Source organism: Streptomyces sp. NPDC031064 (assembly GCF_055570965.1).
Genome location: NZ_JBVIGF010000003.1, coordinates 319,025 through 334,667, shown reverse-complemented (window position 1 = coordinate 334,667; position 15,643 = coordinate 319,025). Strand labels below are relative to the sequence as shown.

Genomic DNA, 15,643 nt, shown 5'->3' with positions numbered 1-15,643 from the left:
GCGACGGAAACAACAAGAGACGACAGGACGGTGCTTCGGTGCGCAGATCCCGCCTGACCGGCGCCCTCATATCGGCCGTATCGGCGCTCGCCCTCACCCTCACCGGCTGCGGCGGAAGCGGCGGCGACAGCGGCGGTACGGACCTGAGGGCCGGGTCCGCCGCCGCGCCCGACCGCGTCGAACCGCTCACCACGCCCGCCGCACCGCGCCGACTGCCCGTCACCGTCCCCTCGGCCGACGGCAGGCGGGTCACCATCACCTCCGCCGACCGGATCGTGCCGCTCACCGGCTCGCTCAACGAGATCGTCTTCACGCTCGGGCTCGGTGAGCACGTCGTGGCCCGCGACATCACCGCCACCTTCGAACAGGCCGCCTCACTCCCCGTGGTGACGCGCGGTCATGACGTCTCCGCCGAGAGCGTCCTGTCCCTGAAACCGACCGTCGTCCTCGCCGACACCACCACGGGCCCCGCCGAAGCCCTCTCCCAGATCCGGGACGCGGGCGTCCCGCTCGTCGTCGTGAAGCCCGCCAAGACCCTGGCCGACATCGGCCCGCGCATCGACGCCGTCGCGGCGGCGCTCGGCGTCCCCGCCGCCGGCACCGCGCTGAAGTCCCGCACGCAGGCGCGCGTCGGCGCCGTACGGAAGAAGATCCCGGCGCGCGGGCATGACAAGCCGCGAGTGGCGTTCCTCTATCTCCGTGGCTCGGCCTCCGTCTATCTGCTGGGCGGCCGCGAGTCGGGGGCGAGCTCTCTGCTGGAGGCGGCCGGAGCGGTCGACGCCGGCAAGGAGTCCGGCCTGACCAAGGACTTCACCGCGATCACCAGCGAGGCGCTGGCCAAAGCAGCGCCCGACGCGCTGCTGGTGATGCGCAAGGGCCTCGACTCGGTGGGCGGCGTCGACGGGCTGCTCAAGGTGCCGGGCGTCGCCGAGACCCCGGCCGGCATGGACCGCCGGATCGTCGCCATCGACGACGGCGTCCTGCTCAACTACGGGCCGAGGACGGACCAGGTGCTGGAGTCGCTGGTGGAGCAGCTCCACGGCGGGGACGGCGTGAAGTGACCACCCGCGCCACCGCCCCCACCGCCGTCCGCGCCACCGCCCGCACGACCTGGCTCCTCACCGTCGCGATGCTCGCCGCCCTGCTGCTGCTCGCCCTGCTGTCGGCGGGGCTCGGGGCGTACGACATCCCGCTCGGCGACGTCCTCGCCTCCGTACGGAACCGCGTCGGCATCGGCGGTCACGCGCTGGAGCGGTCCGCCGAGAGCGTCCTGTGGAACATCCGCCTCCCCCGCGTGGTGCTGGCGCTGCTCGTCGGCGCCTCGCTGGGCTGCGCGGGCGCGCTGACGCAGGGCGTGTTCGGCAACCCGCTCGCCGAGCCGGGCGTCATCGGCATCTCGGCGGGGGCGGCGGTGGGCGCGGTCGGGTCCATCGCGCTGGGCTGGAGCTTCCTCGGTACGTGGACGGTCTCGGCGTGCGCGTTCGCGGCCGGACTCGCCACCGTGCTGCTGGTGTACGCGATGTCGCGCGAGGGCGGCCGTACGGAGGTGGTGACCCTGATCCTCACCGGGATCGCGGTGAACGCGTTCGCGGGCGCGCTCATCGGGCTGTTCGTGTTCTTCGCCGACAACGCGCAGCTCACCCAGATCACCTTCTGGCAGCTCGGCTCGCTGGCGCAGGCGACTTGGCCCAAGGTGCTGGCGGTGCTGCCGTGCGCGCTGGTGGGCCTGGCGCTCGCACCGCCGTACGCCCGGCGACTGGACCTGCTGGCGCTCGGCGAACGCCCGGCCCGGCACCTGGGCGTGGACGTGGAGCGGCTGCGTGTGGTGCTGATCCTGGTGGTGGCGCTGCTGACGGCGGCCGCGGTCGCCGTGGCGGGCGTCATCACGTTCGTGGGCCTGGTGGTGCCGCACCTGCTGCGGATGGCGGCGGGGCCGGGTCACCGGTTCCTGGTGCCGGGCAGCGCGCTGGGCGGGGCGGTGGTGCTGGTGGCGGCGGACCTGGCGGCGCGCACGGTCGCGGCCCCGGCGGAGCTGCCGCTGGGCGTGCTGACCGCGCTGCTCGGCAGCCCGTTCTTCTTCTGGCTGCTGCGCAGGACGCGGCGGAGGCAGGGTGGTTGGGCGTGAGGTTCCCACGACGGAGGCGCGAACTGCCGGAGCCCGTCTCCCCCGGCACGGTGGTGGCCGAGGCACGTGCGGTACGGGTACGGCTCGGGGCCCGGGACGTCCTGGGCGGGGTGGACGCCGCCGTACGGGCCGGTGAGGTGCTGGCGCTGGTGGGGCCCAACGGGGCGGGGAAGTCGTCCCTGTTGGGCGCGCTGGCCGGGGACCTGGTGTGCGCGGCGGGCGAGGTGCGGATCGGGGGGCGTGCCGTCGGCGAGTGGGGCGCGGCGGAACTGGCGCTGCGGCGGGCGGTGTTGCCCCAGGCGGCCACGCTGGCGTTCCCGTTCCCGGTCGCGGAGGTGGTCCGCATGGGCCGGGCGCCGTGGGCGGGGACGGGGTGCGAGGAGCAGGACGAGGAGGCCGTCGCCGCGGCGATGGCCGCCACCGAGGTCGACGCCCTGGCCGGGCGGCCGTTCCCGGCGCTGTCCGGGGGCGAGCGGGCGCGGGTCGCGCTGGCCCGGGTGCTGGCCCAGCGGGCGCCGCTGTTGCTGCTGGACGAGCCGACGGCGGCCCTGGACCTGCGCCACCAGGAGCTGGTGCTGCGGCTGTGCCGGGAGCGGGCGGCCGCCGGGGACGCGGTGGTGGTCGTCCTGCACGACCTGGGCCTGGCCGCCGCGTACGCGGACCGGGTGGTCGTCCTCGACGGCGGGCGGATCGTGGCGGACGGGCCACCGGGCGAGGTGCTGCGCGGCGAACTGCTCAGCGCGGTCTACCGGCAGCCGGTCGAGGTGCTGCCGCACCCGCGCGGCGGTGCGCCGCTCGTCGTCCCGGTACGGGACCGGGCGGAGGGAAGCTGAACCCGGCGCTCCGTCCGCTCCGGACCCCGGTAGGGTTCGGACGGTCATGTGGGGGTCGAGGAGCAGAGGCAACCGATGAGAAGGCGGGTCCCAGGGCGGGTGGCGGCGGCGCTCGCGGCGACGGCGGTGCTGGCGCTGACGGCGAGCGGGTGCGTGACGGTGCACGGCGAGCTGGAGGTCGTGCCGACGGCGACGAAGGACGAGGCCGCGCAGGCGCTGAAGGATTTCACCGAGGCGTACAACAAGGCGGACAAGGCCTACGACCCCGCCCTCGACGCGGGCCGGGTCACCGGCGCGCTGGGGGCCATCAACCAGGCCGGGCTGAAGGCCCGCAGCATCACCAGCCCGGGCGGCAACCCCGGCCACCGGCCGCTGGAGCTCACCGACGCCCGGTACGCCATACCGAAGAAGGCGGGCTGGCCCCGCTGGTTCGTCGCGGACACCGACTCCAACCGGGACGCCGACCAGGGCGCCGACGACACCCGCTGGGTGCTGGTCTTCGTCCGCAACGGCCCCGACCAGTTGTGGGAGGTCGCGTACTTGCAGATCCTGCCCGCCGGCGGGGTGCCGCGGTTCAGGACGGACCAGGACGGCTGGGCCCAGCCCGCCGAACCGGACTCGGCCGCCCTCGCGGTGGCGCCGAAGAACCTGAGCGAGGAGTACTCCACGTACCTCCAGACCGGGAAGCCCGCCCACTTCGCCGCCGGGCCGCACACCTCGATGTGGCGCGACGAGCGGGCGAGCCTCGCCAAGCGGCCCGGGCTGGCCACCCAGTACGTGGACCAGCCGCTGGACACCGGTGACTACGCCCCGCTCGGGCTGACCACCGAGGACGGCGGCGCGCTGGTCTTCTTCGCGACGCGGTTCTACGACCGTCAGGTGGCGGCCAAGGGCTACCGGCCGAAGGTGAACCCGGACGTGCGGGCGCTGATGACCGGCGAGGTCAAGAGCACCCTCACCAAGGAGTGGGTCTCCAGCCAGGCGGTGCTGGTGAAGCCGGCCGGTGCGCAGTCGGACCAGGTGACCGTCGTGAGCCGGCTCCAGGGCGTGACGTCGGCGACGGGTTCGTAGCGCTCGGACGCGTTCGTAGCGCTCCGGGCGCCGAAACTCCCGGCCCCGCGCTCCGGTGACCTACCGGCTGAGCGGCCAGGCCACCGAGTGGTGGTCGTCGTGCTCGTCGTACTGGTCGGCGTGGCGCGCGCACGCGTCGGTGAGCGCCTCCAGCAGGGTCAGCGGGTCCGGCAGCGGGTGCTCCGGGCCGCGTACCCAGGCGACGCCCAGCTCACCGGGAAGGCGGGCGGGCGGTACGAGGACGTAGGAGCCGCGGCAGTGCCAGCGCAGTCCCGGGTGCTCGTCCATCGTCTCGGGGTGGCAGTCCAGTTCGCACGGCCACCACTCGTCCTCGTCCTCGGGGGTGCCGCGGGTGGCGGTGAAGAACAGCATCCGGCCGTCGCCGGACTCGGCGACCGGGCCGACGTCGACGCCCTCGCCGAGCAGCCGCTCCAACGCGGCGCGACCGGCCTCCAGCGGAACGTCGAGGACGTCGTGGACCATGCCGGTCGCGGTGATGAAGTTGGCCTGCGGCTGGCCCTGGGCCCACCGCTCGATCTGGGCGCGGTCGGTGGTGGACTGGGTCTGCCAGGCGAAGGAGAGGGGATGGCGGGCCGGCGTGGGACAGCCGATGCGCTCGCACGAACACCGGTAGCCGACGGGGTGGGCGGCGGGGGCGAGCGGCAGGCCTGCGGCGGCGGTGGCCCGGAGCAGATCTTCGCGGCTCGGGGCCTCGGCGGCGGTCTTCCTCGGGCGCCGGCGCAGCCACTGCGCGAGTTTGTTCTCCGTGCCGCGGTAGCGGCCGATACCGTCGCCCATCTATCCCCTCACACCTCTGCCAGGCCCTGCGGTCCCTGCCATGGTCCCACCATCCGGCGCCTCCGGTGACCGGAGTCCCCAACCGGGGGAGGGTGACCGGTGCCGGGACGCCGCCGAACCGGTCGCATTGCTCGCTTATGAGGTGATTCGTACCCCGCCGCGGACCGCCGAGCGTGAGGAGCTCCACGACCGGGGGCCGGGCTCACCGGGGGGCGAGGCCGTACAGGGCGTACTCGACGAGCTTGTCCGCGTAGGCGTGGGTGAGCGGCTCGGTGCGCAGCAGCCAGCGGTGGGCGAGCGGGCCGACGAAGAGCTCCAGGGCGATGCGCGGGTCGATCTCGGGGCGGACGTGGCCCGCCTCCCGGGCGGCGGTCAGCCGCTTGACGTAGAGCTGGAGCTGCGGTTCCAGCAGTTGCTCGACGAACCGGGCGCCCAGCTCGGGGTCGACCACGCCCTCGGCGGCGAGCGCCCGGGAGGGGGCGTCGTAGGTGGGGTCGTTCATCTCGTCGACCGTGGCGCGCAGTACGTACTTGAGGTCGGCTTCGAGGTCACCGGTGTCCGGGATGCCGCTGTTCTCGTCGCCGCCGAGCGCCTCGTTGGCCTGGACGCCGAGGTCGACGAAGGCCTCCAGGAGGACGGCCGCCTTGGAGGGCCACCAGCGGTAGATGGTCTGCTTGCCGACCCCGGCGCGGGCCGCGATGCCCTCGATGGTGGTCCTGGCGTAGCCGACCTCGCCGACGAGGGCGAGGGCGGCGTCGTAGATCGCGCGACGGGAGCGCTCGCTGCGGCGCGTGGAGTCGGGTGCCTTGGTCTCAGCCATGCGTCTCAATCTAGCAGGAGGGCGAGGCGAGACGTATCGTCTCTTGACAAGACGATACGTCTCGTCCACTCTTGAGTACGTCAGCGAGACGGACGAACGCACGACGGAAGGGAGCCCACCCATGCCCCGTGGTGGAGCAGGAAACATGCTCGGTGTCGGCGGTACCCGCAAGAAGCTGTCCCGCCGGGCGCTGCGCGGCGGCGAAGGCGGCGGCATCGGCCGCGGCATCGACCCGGCCGCCCAGAAGCGGGAGTTGCTGCGGAAGCTGAAGGAAGGACGTACGACACCCGACGCCTCGTGAGCGCTCGGGTGAACTCACCCGTACGGACCACTGCGCGAAGGCTCCTCACGGCGCACCATGGCATCCACGCACACACCGTGCGCCGCCGTCCGTGAGGAGCCTTCTTTGCCTCGTGACGCCACACCCCGCCGCTACCTGATGTGCCCACCCGCGCACTTCAAGGTGACGTACTCCATCAACCCCTGGATGGACCCGGCGAAACCGGTCGACCTGCCGCTCGCCCTGACCCAATGGGAAGACCTGCGGGACCGGTACGTGTCCCTCGGCCACACCGTCGAGCTGCTGGAACCCCGGATCGACCTGCCCGACATGGTGTTCGCCGCCAATGGCGCCACCGTCATCGACGGACGGGTGCTCGGCGCCCGGTTCGCCTTCGCCGAGCGCGCCGCCGAGGCCGCGGTGCACCGGGAGTGGTTCCGGGCGCACGGCTTCACCGACGTCCACGAACCCGACCACGTCAACGAGGGCGAGGGCGACTTCGCCGTCACCGCCTCCTACATCCTGGCCGGGCGCGGCTTCCGTTCCAGTCCCCTGTCGCACGACGAGGCACAGGAGTTCTTCGGGCGGCCGGTGATCGGGCTGGACCTGGTGGACCCCCGGTACTACCACCTCGACACGGCGCTGTGTGTCCTGGACGACGCCGCCGACGAGATCATGTACTACCCCGGCGCGTTCTCCCCCGGAAGCCGTTCGGTGCTGCGCCGGCTCTTCCCCGACGCGCTGATCGCCGAGGAGGAGGACGCGGCGGCGCTCGGGCTGAACGCGGTGAGCGACGGCAGACACGTGCTGCTGCCGCAGGCCGCGGTGGGGCTGTTCGGGCCGCTGCGCGAACGCGGCTTCGAGCCGATCGGCATGGACCTGGGCGAGCTGCTCAAGGGCGGCGGCAGCGTGAAGTGCTGTACGCAGGAGCTGCGCGCCTGACCGGTGGCCCCACGGCAGGGGGCCGGACCCGCCGGGTCCGGCCCCTTCGCCGTACGGGCTCAGTCGTCGAGCAGGAGGCGGAAGCGGGCGAGGCCGCCGTCGAAGAAGGTGATCTCCGCCTGGCCCTCGGCGTCGACGTACTTCCCGGTGCCGCCGGTGATCGCCGAGCGCCCGCCGTGCGGATGGCGGCCGACGCGGTCGATGCTGTCGCTCAGGCTGATGCTGCCGTCGTCGGTGCGCAGCACCCGGTGGCACAGGGCGACGTGGCCGTGGCGCCTGAGGTCGACGACGCTGCAGTGCGCCGAGGCCTCGCCGATCTTCTTGCCGGGCCTGCCCTTCCGGTTGGTGTAGAGGTGCGAGTGCACGGTCCAGTCCGCGCCGACGCGCAGCCGCTCCGGCTTGCTGTCGGACTGCTTGACCGCGAGCCAGTCGAGCACCTTCACCGAGTCCTTCGTGTCCTTCGGGGTCGGCTTGGGGGCCGCCTCGGCGGTGAAGGTCAGGGCGGTGGTGGCGAGCATCGCGGTGGCGGCGGCCAGCACGCCGCCGGTGAGAAGCCGGGCGCGGGAGCGGGTGCCCGGCATGGGACCTCGCAGCATGGAACCTCCAGGGAGTGAGGAGCGCGAACGAGCCCACCTCAACTCCGCGACGGCCCCCTGGGCAATTGCCAGCGGCACGACATCACCCGCGTGGTCCCGCGCTGTCACCCCGTCAGCGGGGCGGCCACTCGTCCCCCCAGGCGGCGTCGCGGGCCGCCTTGTAGAGGGTGCCGTGCCGCTTGGTCACCGTGTCACGGCGCAGCCCGTCCGCCTCGGTGCACAGCTCCAGCAGGACCTGCCCCTTGCGGATCTGGGGCTTGCGGGTGACCCGGGCCGGCGCGGGGACGACCGGGAACCGGGTGGCCACGACGTAGGAGAACTTCTCGTCCTCGTACGCCAGGGAGCCGCCCTTGACCTGGCGGTGCAGGGAGGAGCGGCTGACGCGGGCGGCGAAGTGACACCAGTCGGTGCCCGGTTCGATGGGGCACGCACCGCTGTGGGGGCAGGGCGCGGCGATGGTCATCCCGGCGGCGATCAGCAGGTCGCGGGCGGCGATGATCCGGGCGTAGCCGTCGGGGGTGCCCGGTTCGACGATCACGACGGCACGGGCGGCCCGGGCGGCCTCGGTGACGAGGGCGGTGCGGTCGGGCTCGGTGAGCTCGTTGAGGACGTACGACACGGTGACAAGGTCGGTGCTCTCCACGCGCAGCGCCGCGCCGATCCGGGCGCGCTGCCACGTGGCGCCGGCCAGGGACGGGATGCCCGACGCGGCCGCCAGCTCACGGCCCAGCACCAGGGCCGGCTCGGCCCAGTCCAGCACGGTGGTGCGCGCCGCGGCGTCCCACGCTTCGGCGACCGCCCAGCTCGCCGCGCCCGTCCCGCCGCCGATGTCGGTGTGCGTGCCCGGCACCCACTCCGGGGCGGCCTCCCGCAGCGCGTCCAGCGCGGCCCGTACGGCCTCGAAGGTCGCGGGCATCCGGTACGCGGCGTAGGCGGCGACGTCGGAGCGGTCGCGCAGCACCGGCGCGTCGGTCGGGACGTGGCCCCGGTAGTGGGCGATCAGCCGGTCCACGGCCTGCGCCGCCTGCGTCGGCGGGAGCCCGTCGAGCAGCCCGGCGAGGGCGCTGCGCAGGGCTTCCGCGGTGGAGAGGTGGGCGTTCACCGATACATGGTAGGCGGGCGGGCCGGGCCCTCCGGAACGGCCGGAAACGGCCCCGGCCCCGTGTGCCGCGAACTGCTCGGCGGCGTGCGGCAGTTGCTACGCTGGCCGCCCGTCGGACCGGGTGGGGGACCATGAGACAGAGGATCGTGCGCATGGCCCTGGTGGCCGGTACGGCCGTCCTGGCCCTGCTGGTCCTCCTCGCCACCTGCGGTACGGACGGGAAGCCCACCGCCCCGCCGTCCGGGGCCGGGGCCTCGCGCAAGGCCGCCACGGCCCCCGTCACCCGGCTCACCGTCCCCGGCGCGTACGACACCTCCCGGGGCTGGGAGGTCACGGGGCCGTCCCCCGAGTACGTCGTCGCCCGCGCCACCGGGGTGATCGCGTACCTGGAGCGCGTCAACGGCACCCAGTACCGCCTCCGCACGCTCGACGCCCGGACCGGGCGCCACGGCTGGACGGGCAGGCCCTGGCGGCCGCTCGGCGACCCGGAGGCCGTTCCCGGGCTGCTGGCCGTGGGCAAGGAGGACCGGCAGTACTTCGTGACCTGGTCGTACGGCCGGACCGGCGACGACCCGCTGACCACGGCCGGCAGCTTCGTGTCGCTCGACGTGTACGACGCGGCCGGCGGCTCCCGCCGGCGCGTGGAGGTGCCCTGGGCCGACGTACCGATAGTGACCGGCACCGGCCCGGGCGTGCTGATCAGCGACGGCCGGGCGAGGAGCGCCGTCGTCGCCCCCGACACCGGCGAGGTGAGCGTCGTCCCGCCGCGGCGCCTGGGCCACCCCAAGGGCTGCGCCGAGTGCCGGCGGCTGACCGCCGTGCGCGGGGTGACGGCCAAGGGCCTGCTGGTGAGCGGTGCGCGGGGCTTCTGGGTGCCGGGCGGCTGGTTCAGCCGCGACCGGGCTCCGGCGGGCGCGGACCCCGCGAGCGGGGTGCCCGCCTCGGTGACGTCCGGGCACGTACTGGCCCGGTGGCAGGGCGGGAAGGGCGCGGCGCGGGCGGCCACGCACGACATCTGGGCGGTCCATGAGGCGCGCACGGGCCGGCCGCTGGTGAAGGCCGAGTGCCGCAGGCCGGCGATCGAACCGGGTGAGTACCCGCAGGCGGTGGTGTCGCCGGGCGGGCGGTACCTGATCGCCGGGAGCCTCGCCTTCGACCTGGACGCGCGGACCGGCCGGTGCTTCGAGGAGGCGGACGGTTCCAAGCCGCTCACGCTGACCACCGTCACGGACGGCGGCGTGGCGTACGGCGCGAGCGGTGCCCGCAGCGCGGCGGACGCCCTGGCCGGCGGGGGCACCCCGGTCGCCGTGAACCTGGCGACCGGGGTACCCGAAGCGCTCGCGCCGAGCGTGCGGCTCCCGGCGGCGGAGGTGGCGGGCGTGGGCGTCTTCCGCTGGACGGACGCGCGCGACCGCGTCCACCTGACCGGCTACCCGCGTCGCGGCTGAGGGTCCAGCGGACCTGCCGCCCCCGTGGGGCCGCCGGTGCGCGTGCGGCCGCGCGCTTCCGGTGCGCCTGCGACCGCGCGGCGCGGCGCGGCTCACGATCACGCGGCGGCTGCGGCCGGGGCCCGGAGGCGCGCGGCACGGCTCACAATCACACGGCGGCTGTGTCCCCGGGCCCCGCGCGGCGTGGGCAGCCGTCCTGCCGCCCCCTGGGGCGTGCGTCGTCCCTCGGCCCAGGGTGCCCTTAGGGCGCCGGGTGCTCCTGGGGGTCCTTGCGCCATGGGCGGCACAGGCCCAGGAAGCAGGCGACGGCGGCCAGTGCGCACGTGAGCTGGACCAGGGCCATCGGGACCGCCGTCGCCTCGCCCGCGATGCCGACGAGCGGGGAGGCCACCGCGCCGACCAGGAACGAGGACGTACCCAGCAGCGCGGAGGCGGAACCGGCCGCGTGCGGGGTGCGCATCAGGGCCTGGGCATTGGTGTTGGGCAGCGCCAGGCCCATGGCCGACATCAGGACGAACAGCCCGGCCGCGACGGGCACCAGGCCGACGGGGCCGAAGACCCCGCTGGTCATCAGCAGCAGCGCACCGGCGGCCACGGCGATCACCGCGAGGCCGAAGCCCAGCACCTTGTCCAAGCTGACCCGGCCCACCAGCAGTTTGCCGTTGATCTGGCCGACCGCGACGAGCCCGACCGAGTTGACCCCGAACAGCAGGCTGAAGGTCTGGGGCGAAGCCCCGTAGATCTCCTGGACGACGAACGGGCTGGCCGAGATGTAGGCGAACAGCGCGGCGAAGGCCAGGCCGCCGGCGAGCATGTAGCCGGAGAAGACCCGGTCGGCGAGCAGTCCGCGCATGGTGCGCAGCGCCTCGCCGACCCCGCCGCCGTGCCGCCGGGCGGGCGGGAGGGTCTCGCCGAGCCACTTCCAGACGACGAACGTGAGCAGGACGCCGACGAGGGTGAGGGCGTGGAAGACCCCGCGCCAGTCGGTGACCCGGAGGATCTGGCCGCCGATCAGCGGGGCGACGATCGGGGCGGCCCCGGAGATCAGCATGAGGGTGGAGAAGAACCGGGCCATCTCGACGCCGTCGTACAGATCACGGACCACGGCCCGGGCGATCACGATGCCGGCCGCTCCGGCGAGGCCCTGGAGCAGCCGGAAGGCGATGAGCAGCTCGGGGGTCGGCGCCAGGGCGCAGACGGCGGTGGCGGCGATGTAGACGAGCATGCCGACGAGCAGCGGGCGGCGGCGCCCCCACTTGTCGCTCATCGGCCCGACGACGAGCTGGCCGGCCGCCATGCCGGCGAGGCAGGCGGTGAGGGTGAGCTGGATGGTGGCGGCGGGGGCGTGCAGGGCCCGGGTGACCTCCGGCAGGGCCGGGAGGTACATGTCCATGGACAGCGGCGGCAGTGCGGTGAGCCCGCCGAGGACCAGCGTCACGAGCAGCCCCGCCCGCCGGGCGGCGGCGGGCGGGGCGGCGGGCGGCGCCCCGGCGCCAGGGGGGCCGCTGGGCGCGCCGGGGGCCGGTGTGGCGGCCTGCGGGCGTTCGGTCGGTATGTGTCCTGGCGTGCTCGGGCCGCTCTCCGGCATCTCATCTCCTGTTGTGGGGTCCGGCCCTATGCTCTCAGCTCCACGCCAGTCGTTGAAACCTCAAACTTCACACCGGCTTGAGGCCCGGCTCGCCCGCCTCGGTGACGAACGAGGCGGCCGTGGTGACCGGCGCGCCCGGCGTCGTCACGGCGGAGACGGTCCGGTAGTCGGCCCGGGCGCGCTCGCCGGTCAGGGTGACGGTCAGGTAGCCGCGCCGCCCGTTGTAGAACTTCAGGTGCGGGTTGGCCCGGGTGAGGTTGTCCCAGTTGGCGGGTCGGTCGGCGCCGTCCTTGCCGCTGGCGATGGACGTGGCGACGAACTCGGTGCCGACGGTCCGCGAGGCCGGGTCGTCGAAGTCGGCCTTGAGGTCGAAGGCGTACCCCACGTGGACGTCGCCGGTCAGGACGACGAGGTTCTCGATCCCGGCCGCCGCCGCGCCGTCCAGGACGCGCCTCCGGGAGGCGGGGTAGCCGTCCCAGGCGTCCATGGAGAGCTTGAAGTCGGGGGTGGGGACGTTGCGCCGCCGGGCGAAGGTGACCTGCTGGGGGACGACGTTCCACACCGCGTCGGACTGCTGCCAGCCGTCGAGCAACCAGCGTTCCTGCTCGGCGCCGGTCATGGTGCGCGAGGGGTCCTCGGACTCGGGGCCGGGGGTCTGCCAGCCGTCGCCGTAGGCCTGGTTGGAGCGGTACTGGCGGGTGTCGAGGATGTCGAACTGGGCGAGGCGCCCGAACCTCAGCCGCCGGTACAGCCGCATGTCGGGACCGGCCGGCCGCTGGGGGGTGCGCAGCGGCTGGTTCTCCCAGTAGGCGCGGTACGCGGCGGCCCGGCGCAGCAGGAACTCCTCGGGCGGTACGTCGTTCTCCGGGGTGCCGCCCGCGTAGTTGTTCTCGGTCTCGTGGTCGTCCCAGGTGACGACGAAGGGGTGCGCGGCGTGCGCGGCCTTCAGGTCGGGGTCGGACTTGTACAGGCCGTAGCGCAGCCGGTAGTCCTCCAGCGTGATGGTCTCGCGGTTGAAGTGGGCGGGGAGCCGGCGGTCGGTGTAGGCGCGGGCGCCGCCGGTGGCGTTGACGGCGTACTCGTACAGGTAGTCACCGAGGTGGAAGACGGCGTCGAGGTCCTCGTCGGCGAGGTGGCGGTACGCGGTGAAGTAGCCGTCGTGGTAGGCCTGGCAGGAGACGGCGGCCAGTCTCAGCTCGCCGGGGCGGGCGCCGGGGCGGGGCGCCGTGCGGGTGCGGCCGGCGGGGCTGATCCAGGTGCCGGCGCGGAAGCGGTAGTGGTAGACGCGGTCCGGGTCGAGGCCGGACACCTCGGCGTGGACGCTGTGGTCGAGCTCGGGGTGGGCGGTGGCGTGGCCGCGTCTGACGATCCGGGTGAACCGCTCGTCGTGGGCCAGTTCCCAGCGGACCTGGACGCGGGCCCGGGGCATGCCGCTGCCGGGCTCGTAGGGGCGGGGCGCGAGGCGCGTCCACAGCAGGACGGAGCCGGGCAGCGGGTCGCCGGAGGCCACGCCGAGCGTGAACGGGTCCTCCGTGATCCGCCGGGGGTCGGCCTCGGCGGCGTGGGCGCTGCCCGGGAGGTTCACCGAGAAGGCGAGCGCGGCGGCGGCCCCGGTGACGGTGAGGAAGCCGCGGCGGCCGACGTGGCGGGCGGCTGCGCGGAGTTCGGGTGCGTGCTCGGCTTCCCGCCGGGCGCCGGAACGGTGTGCGGGTGTCATGGGCCCCTCCCCTGATGGTGTGTGTCAGGGGCATCTCAGTAGCACTGCTTGTCGGGTACACAACATCCACATGTCGGCCACATGAGTTCCGCGTGCCGGACTCTCCCGTACGCTGCGGCCCATGAGCGCTGTACGGAGGATCGCGGTGGTGACGGGGGCCGGCTCGGGCATCGGCCGGAGCGTAGCGCTGGCGCTGGCCGAGGACGGCTGGGACCTGGCACTGGCGGGCCGCCGGGCGGAGCCCCTTCGGGAGACGGCGTCGCTCGCCGGCGCGGACGACGCCCTGTGCGTCCCGACCGACGTGACGTCGCCCGACGCGGTGACGGCCCTGTTCGCGGCCGTCCGGGACCGGTTCGGCCGCGTGGACCTGCTCTTCAACAACGCGGGCACCTTCGCCGGGGGCGGCACGCCGGTCGAGGACCTGGACCACGAGACGTGGCGTGCGGTCGTCGACGTCAACCTGACGGGCGCGTTCCTGTGCGCGCAGGCGGCGTACCGCCAGATGAAGGAGCAGTCGCCGCAGGGCGGCCGGATCATCAACAACGGCTCGATCTCGGCGCACGTCCCCCGGCCGCACTCGATCGCGTACACCGCGACCAAGCACGCCATGACCGGCCTGACGAAGTCGCTGTCCCTGGACGGCCGCCCCTACCGCATCGCGTGCGGCCAGATCGACATCGGCAACGCGGCGACGGACATGACCCGGCGCATGGAGACCGGCATCCTCCAGGCGAACGGCGAACTGGCGGTCGAGCCGGTCATGGACGCGGCGGACGTGGCCCGCACGGTGGCCCACATGGCGGCCCTGCCGCTGGAGGCCAACGTCCAGTTCGCGACGGTGATGGCCACGACGATGCCCTACATCGGCCGCGGCTGACCCCGCCGGGCATCACCGGGGCGTTACGCCTGGCCCGTCTCGAAACGGCTCACCTTCCCGCCCTCGACCAGGAACCGCCAGGCCGTCCGCATCTCGCCCCAGGTGTCGTTGCGGTAGCGGGCGACGAGGGCGCGGCCGCCGGCCTCCTCGGACTCGACGTCCATGCGTCCGTTGGAGGTGAAGATCTCCCGCTCGGCCCACTCCCGGAGGTCCCGGTCGGAGCCGTCGTCGGACATGGTGGCGCCGGGCGTGAGCGCGTCGTAGAACGCCTGCTGGTCCTGGGCGTTGACCGCCGCGACGAAGGCGCGCACGGCGGGGTCGGTGAGCTGCTCGGCGGGGATGGTCATGGATCTCCTTGTGTGTGAGCGGGTACGTGGTGCCTCACCCGTACACCCCCGTACCCCGCTCCCCGTGGACCTTGCGCCACCCGTGGCGCGTCCGCCCTTCCCTCCGGGCGTCCGGAGAGGCCCGCCGCCCCGCCCGCCTCGGGCGGCCCGCCCGCTACCCGGACGGGTGACCAGGCCGTGTCCTGGCCGGCCGGAGCCGTGCCCGGGGCGGACCATCGCCGCATGAATGCCGTCAGCCAGGTCTTCGCGCTGATCGCCGCGGCGGTCCACGTCTTCGTCTGGCCGCTGGAGAGCTTCCTCTACGGTCGCCCGTGGGTGCGCGTCTTCCTCACCGGCAGCACCGCGGACGCGCCCGAGGTCCGGCTGTGGCGGTTCAACGTCGGCTTCTACAACCTGTTCCTGGCGCTCGGGCTGATCGCCGGGTTCGTCGCGCTGCGGCTCGGGCACCAGGCCACCGGCCGCTCCCTGATCGTCTACGTCTCCGCCTTCATGATCGGTGGCGGGATCATGCTCTTCGTCTCCGACCCCGGGCTGTGGCGCGGCTCCCTGGGGCAGGCGGTGCCGCCCCTCGTCGTCCTCCTCGCCGACCTCGTCGGCTAGGCCGCGCCCGGGCGCCGCTCGACCGCCCGCGCCACGTCCGCCAGGTCGCGCTCGACCGCCTTGGCGACGGCCCGGCGGCCGAGGCCGCCGAGGAGCCGGGCGAGCAGGCCGCCGAGGCCACCGGGCGGGCGGGCCGAGAACGAGGTGCGCACCAGCGTCTCCCCCGGCGCGGTCTCGCGGACCGTGAACTCGGAGACGTAGTGCGTGCCGCGCGACTCGGCCTCCACCACATAGCGGGACGGCGCCTGACAGGCCGTCACGTACAGCTCCTCGGTGGCCTCCTTGCCGAACATCCGGCGCGTCTCCCGCCAGCGCGTGCCCGCCTGGAAGGGGCCCTCGGTGAGCACCTCCACCCGCGTGACCCCGCTCAGCGTGCCGGGCATGCCGTGCAGGTCGGTGAGCGCCTCCCAGACGCGGTCGCGCGGGGCGGCGATGCGCCGTTCGACCGTGACGGCGGTGACCTGTGGTGTGTGGTCCATGTCCGGATTGTCACCGAACC

General features: G+C 74.1%; 17 protein-coding genes. 9 read left to right on the top strand and 8 right to left on the bottom strand.

Annotation, left to right across the window (positions count from 1 at the left end; all coding sequences use genetic code 11):
• Window positions 1-38 precede the first annotated feature (38 nt).
• The 4 genes from ACZ46W_RS12590 (at window position 39) to ACZ46W_RS12575 (ending at window position 4,029) form a co-directional block, all read left to right on the top strand.
• Window positions 39-1,061, top strand: coding sequence for a heme/hemin ABC transporter substrate-binding protein (locus ACZ46W_RS12590; RefSeq protein ID WP_468335597.1), 1,023 nt, complete (start codon window positions 39-41; stop codon window positions 1,059-1,061).
• Complete coding sequence (locus ACZ46W_RS12585; protein WP_468335594.1) at window positions 1,058-2,125, top strand: FecCD family ABC transporter permease; 1,068 nt, start codon at window positions 1,058-1,060, stop codon at window positions 2,123-2,125. The genes ACZ46W_RS12590 and ACZ46W_RS12585 overlap by 4 nt, the downstream gene beginning before the upstream one ends.
• Window positions 2,116-2,958 carry a heme ABC transporter ATP-binding protein gene (locus ACZ46W_RS12580; protein ID WP_468335591.1) on the top strand — a complete coding sequence of 281 codons (843 nt, stop codon included), beginning with the start codon at window positions 2,116-2,118 and terminating at the stop codon, window positions 2,956-2,958. The genes ACZ46W_RS12585 and ACZ46W_RS12580 overlap by 10 nt, the downstream gene beginning before the upstream one ends.
• 75 nt (window positions 2,959-3,033) lie before the next feature.
• A complete protein-coding gene (locus tag ACZ46W_RS12575; protein ID WP_468335588.1) occupies window positions 3,034-4,029 on the top strand; it encodes an SCO2278 family lipoprotein in 996 nt (331 codons plus the stop codon).
• A gap of 60 nt (window positions 4,030-4,089) precedes the next feature.
• Here ACZ46W_RS12575 and ACZ46W_RS12570 read toward each other — a convergent pair whose 3' ends face one another.
• Window positions 4,090-4,827, bottom strand: coding sequence for a bifunctional DNA primase/polymerase (locus tag ACZ46W_RS12570; protein WP_468335586.1), 738 nt, complete (start codon window positions 4,825-4,827; stop codon window positions 4,090-4,092).
• A gap of 202 nt (window positions 4,828-5,029) precedes the next feature.
• Complete coding sequence (locus tag ACZ46W_RS12565) at window positions 5,030-5,647, bottom strand: TetR/AcrR family transcriptional regulator (protein ID WP_468335584.1); 618 nt, start codon at window positions 5,645-5,647, stop codon at window positions 5,030-5,032.
• Between the two features lie 121 nt (window positions 5,648-5,768).
• Here ACZ46W_RS12565 and ACZ46W_RS12560 point away from each other — a divergent pair, with 121 nt between their 5' ends.
• A complete protein-coding gene (locus ACZ46W_RS12560; protein WP_366129289.1) occupies window positions 5,769-5,948 on the top strand; it encodes a DUF6243 family protein in 180 nt (59 codons plus the stop codon).
• A gap of 57 nt (window positions 5,949-6,005) precedes the next feature.
• Window positions 6,006-6,869, top strand: a complete 864-nt coding sequence (gene ddaH, locus ACZ46W_RS12555; protein WP_468335580.1) for a dimethylargininase — start codon at window positions 6,006-6,008, stop codon at window positions 6,867-6,869.
• A gap of 59 nt (window positions 6,870-6,928) precedes the next feature.
• Here the strand turns inward: ddaH and ACZ46W_RS12550 are convergent, their stop codons facing one another.
• Together ACZ46W_RS12550 and ACZ46W_RS12545 are read right to left on the bottom strand one after the other, a co-directional pair.
• Window positions 6,929-7,465 carry a hypothetical protein gene (locus ACZ46W_RS12550; protein ID WP_468335577.1) on the bottom strand — a complete coding sequence of 179 codons (537 nt, stop codon included), beginning with the start codon at window positions 7,463-7,465 and terminating at the stop codon, window positions 6,929-6,931.
• 112 nt (window positions 7,466-7,577) lie between these two features.
• Window positions 7,578-8,567, bottom strand: coding sequence for a small ribosomal subunit Rsm22 family protein (locus ACZ46W_RS12545; RefSeq protein WP_468335574.1), 990 nt, complete (start codon window positions 8,565-8,567; stop codon window positions 7,578-7,580).
• Between the two features lie 131 nt (window positions 8,568-8,698).
• Between ACZ46W_RS12545 and ACZ46W_RS12540 the strand changes: the two genes are divergently transcribed.
• Window positions 8,699-10,015 carry a hypothetical protein gene (locus ACZ46W_RS12540; protein WP_468335572.1) on the top strand — a complete coding sequence of 439 codons (1,317 nt, stop codon included), beginning with the start codon at window positions 8,699-8,701 and terminating at the stop codon, window positions 10,013-10,015.
• Window positions 10,016-10,256: 241 nt separating this feature from the next.
• On the opposite strand, the gene ACZ46W_RS12535 is transcribed toward ACZ46W_RS12540, so the two are convergent.
• The gene (locus ACZ46W_RS12535; protein ID WP_468335569.1) at window positions 10,257-11,603 is read right to left on the bottom strand and encodes a multidrug effflux MFS transporter; all 1,347 of its coding nucleotides are present in this window, start codon (window positions 11,601-11,603) and stop codon (window positions 10,257-10,259) included.
• 67 nt (window positions 11,604-11,670) lie between these two features.
• A complete protein-coding gene (locus ACZ46W_RS12530; protein ID WP_468335566.1) occupies window positions 11,671-13,320 on the bottom strand; it encodes an alkaline phosphatase D family protein in 1,650 nt (549 codons plus the stop codon).
• 121 nt (window positions 13,321-13,441) lie between these two features.
• Here ACZ46W_RS12530 and ACZ46W_RS12525 point away from each other — a divergent pair, with 121 nt between their 5' ends.
• Complete coding sequence (locus ACZ46W_RS12525) at window positions 13,442-14,197, top strand: SDR family oxidoreductase (RefSeq protein WP_468335563.1); 756 nt, start codon at window positions 13,442-13,444, stop codon at window positions 14,195-14,197.
• Between the two features lie 23 nt (window positions 14,198-14,220).
• On the opposite strand, the gene ACZ46W_RS12520 is transcribed toward ACZ46W_RS12525, so the two are convergent.
• Window positions 14,221-14,544 carry a nuclear transport factor 2 family protein gene (locus ACZ46W_RS12520; protein ID WP_468335560.1) on the bottom strand — a complete coding sequence of 108 codons (324 nt, stop codon included), beginning with the start codon at window positions 14,542-14,544 and terminating at the stop codon, window positions 14,221-14,223.
• A 222-nt stretch (window positions 14,545-14,766) separates the two neighbouring features.
• Between ACZ46W_RS12520 and ACZ46W_RS12515 the strand changes: the two genes are divergently transcribed.
• The gene (locus ACZ46W_RS12515; protein WP_468335557.1) at window positions 14,767-15,144 is read left to right on the top strand and encodes a DUF1304 domain-containing protein; all 378 of its coding nucleotides are present in this window, start codon (window positions 14,767-14,769) and stop codon (window positions 15,142-15,144) included.
• Here ACZ46W_RS12515 and ACZ46W_RS12510 read toward each other — a convergent pair.
• A complete protein-coding gene (locus ACZ46W_RS12510; RefSeq protein ID WP_468335555.1) occupies window positions 15,141-15,623 on the bottom strand; it encodes an SRPBCC family protein in 483 nt (160 codons plus the stop codon). The two genes, ACZ46W_RS12515 and ACZ46W_RS12510, sit on opposite strands and share 4 nt — an antisense overlap.
• Between the last annotated feature and the right edge of the window lie 20 nt (window positions 15,624-15,643).

Bases quoted from the DNA above. Each gene is read 5' to 3' on its own strand.
- ACZ46W_RS12520 (WP_468335560.1), bottom strand. From the start codon at position 14,544: ATGACCATCCCCGCCGAGCAGCTCACCGACCCCGCCGTGCGCGCCTTC.
- ACZ46W_RS12525 (WP_468335563.1), top strand. From the start codon at position 13,442: ATGAGCGCTGTACGGAGGATCGCGGTGGTGACGGGGGCCGGCTCGGGC.
- ACZ46W_RS12550 (WP_468335577.1), bottom strand. From the start codon at position 7,465: ATGCTGCGAGGTCCCATGCCGGGCACCCGCTCCCGCGCCCGGCTTCTC.
- ACZ46W_RS12570 (WP_468335586.1), bottom strand. From the start codon at position 4,827: ATGGGCGACGGTATCGGCCGCTACCGCGGCACGGAGAACAAACTCGCG.
- ACZ46W_RS12535 (WP_468335569.1), bottom strand. From the start codon at position 11,603: ATGCCGGAGAGCGGCCCGAGCACGCCAGGACACATACCGACCGAACGC.
- ACZ46W_RS12510 (WP_468335555.1), bottom strand. From the start codon at position 15,623: ATGGACCACACACCACAGGTCACCGCCGTCACGGTCGAACGGCGCATC.
- ACZ46W_RS12560 (WP_366129289.1), top strand. From the start codon at position 5,769: ATGCCCCGTGGTGGAGCAGGAAACATGCTCGGTGTCGGCGGTACCCGC.
- ACZ46W_RS12575 (WP_468335588.1), top strand. From the start codon at position 3,034: ATGAGAAGGCGGGTCCCAGGGCGGGTGGCGGCGGCGCTCGCGGCGACG.
- ACZ46W_RS12515 (WP_468335557.1), top strand. From the start codon at position 14,767: ATGAATGCCGTCAGCCAGGTCTTCGCGCTGATCGCCGCGGCGGTCCAC.
- ACZ46W_RS12540 (WP_468335572.1), top strand. From the start codon at position 8,699: ATGAGACAGAGGATCGTGCGCATGGCCCTGGTGGCCGGTACGGCCGTC.
- ddaH (WP_468335580.1), top strand. From the start codon at position 6,006: ATGGCATCCACGCACACACCGTGCGCCGCCGTCCGTGAGGAGCCTTCT.
- ACZ46W_RS12565 (WP_468335584.1), bottom strand. From the start codon at position 5,647: ATGGCTGAGACCAAGGCACCCGACTCCACGCGCCGCAGCGAGCGCTCC.
- ACZ46W_RS12530 (WP_468335566.1), bottom strand. From the start codon at position 13,320: ATGACACCCGCACACCGTTCCGGCGCCCGGCGGGAAGCCGAGCACGCA.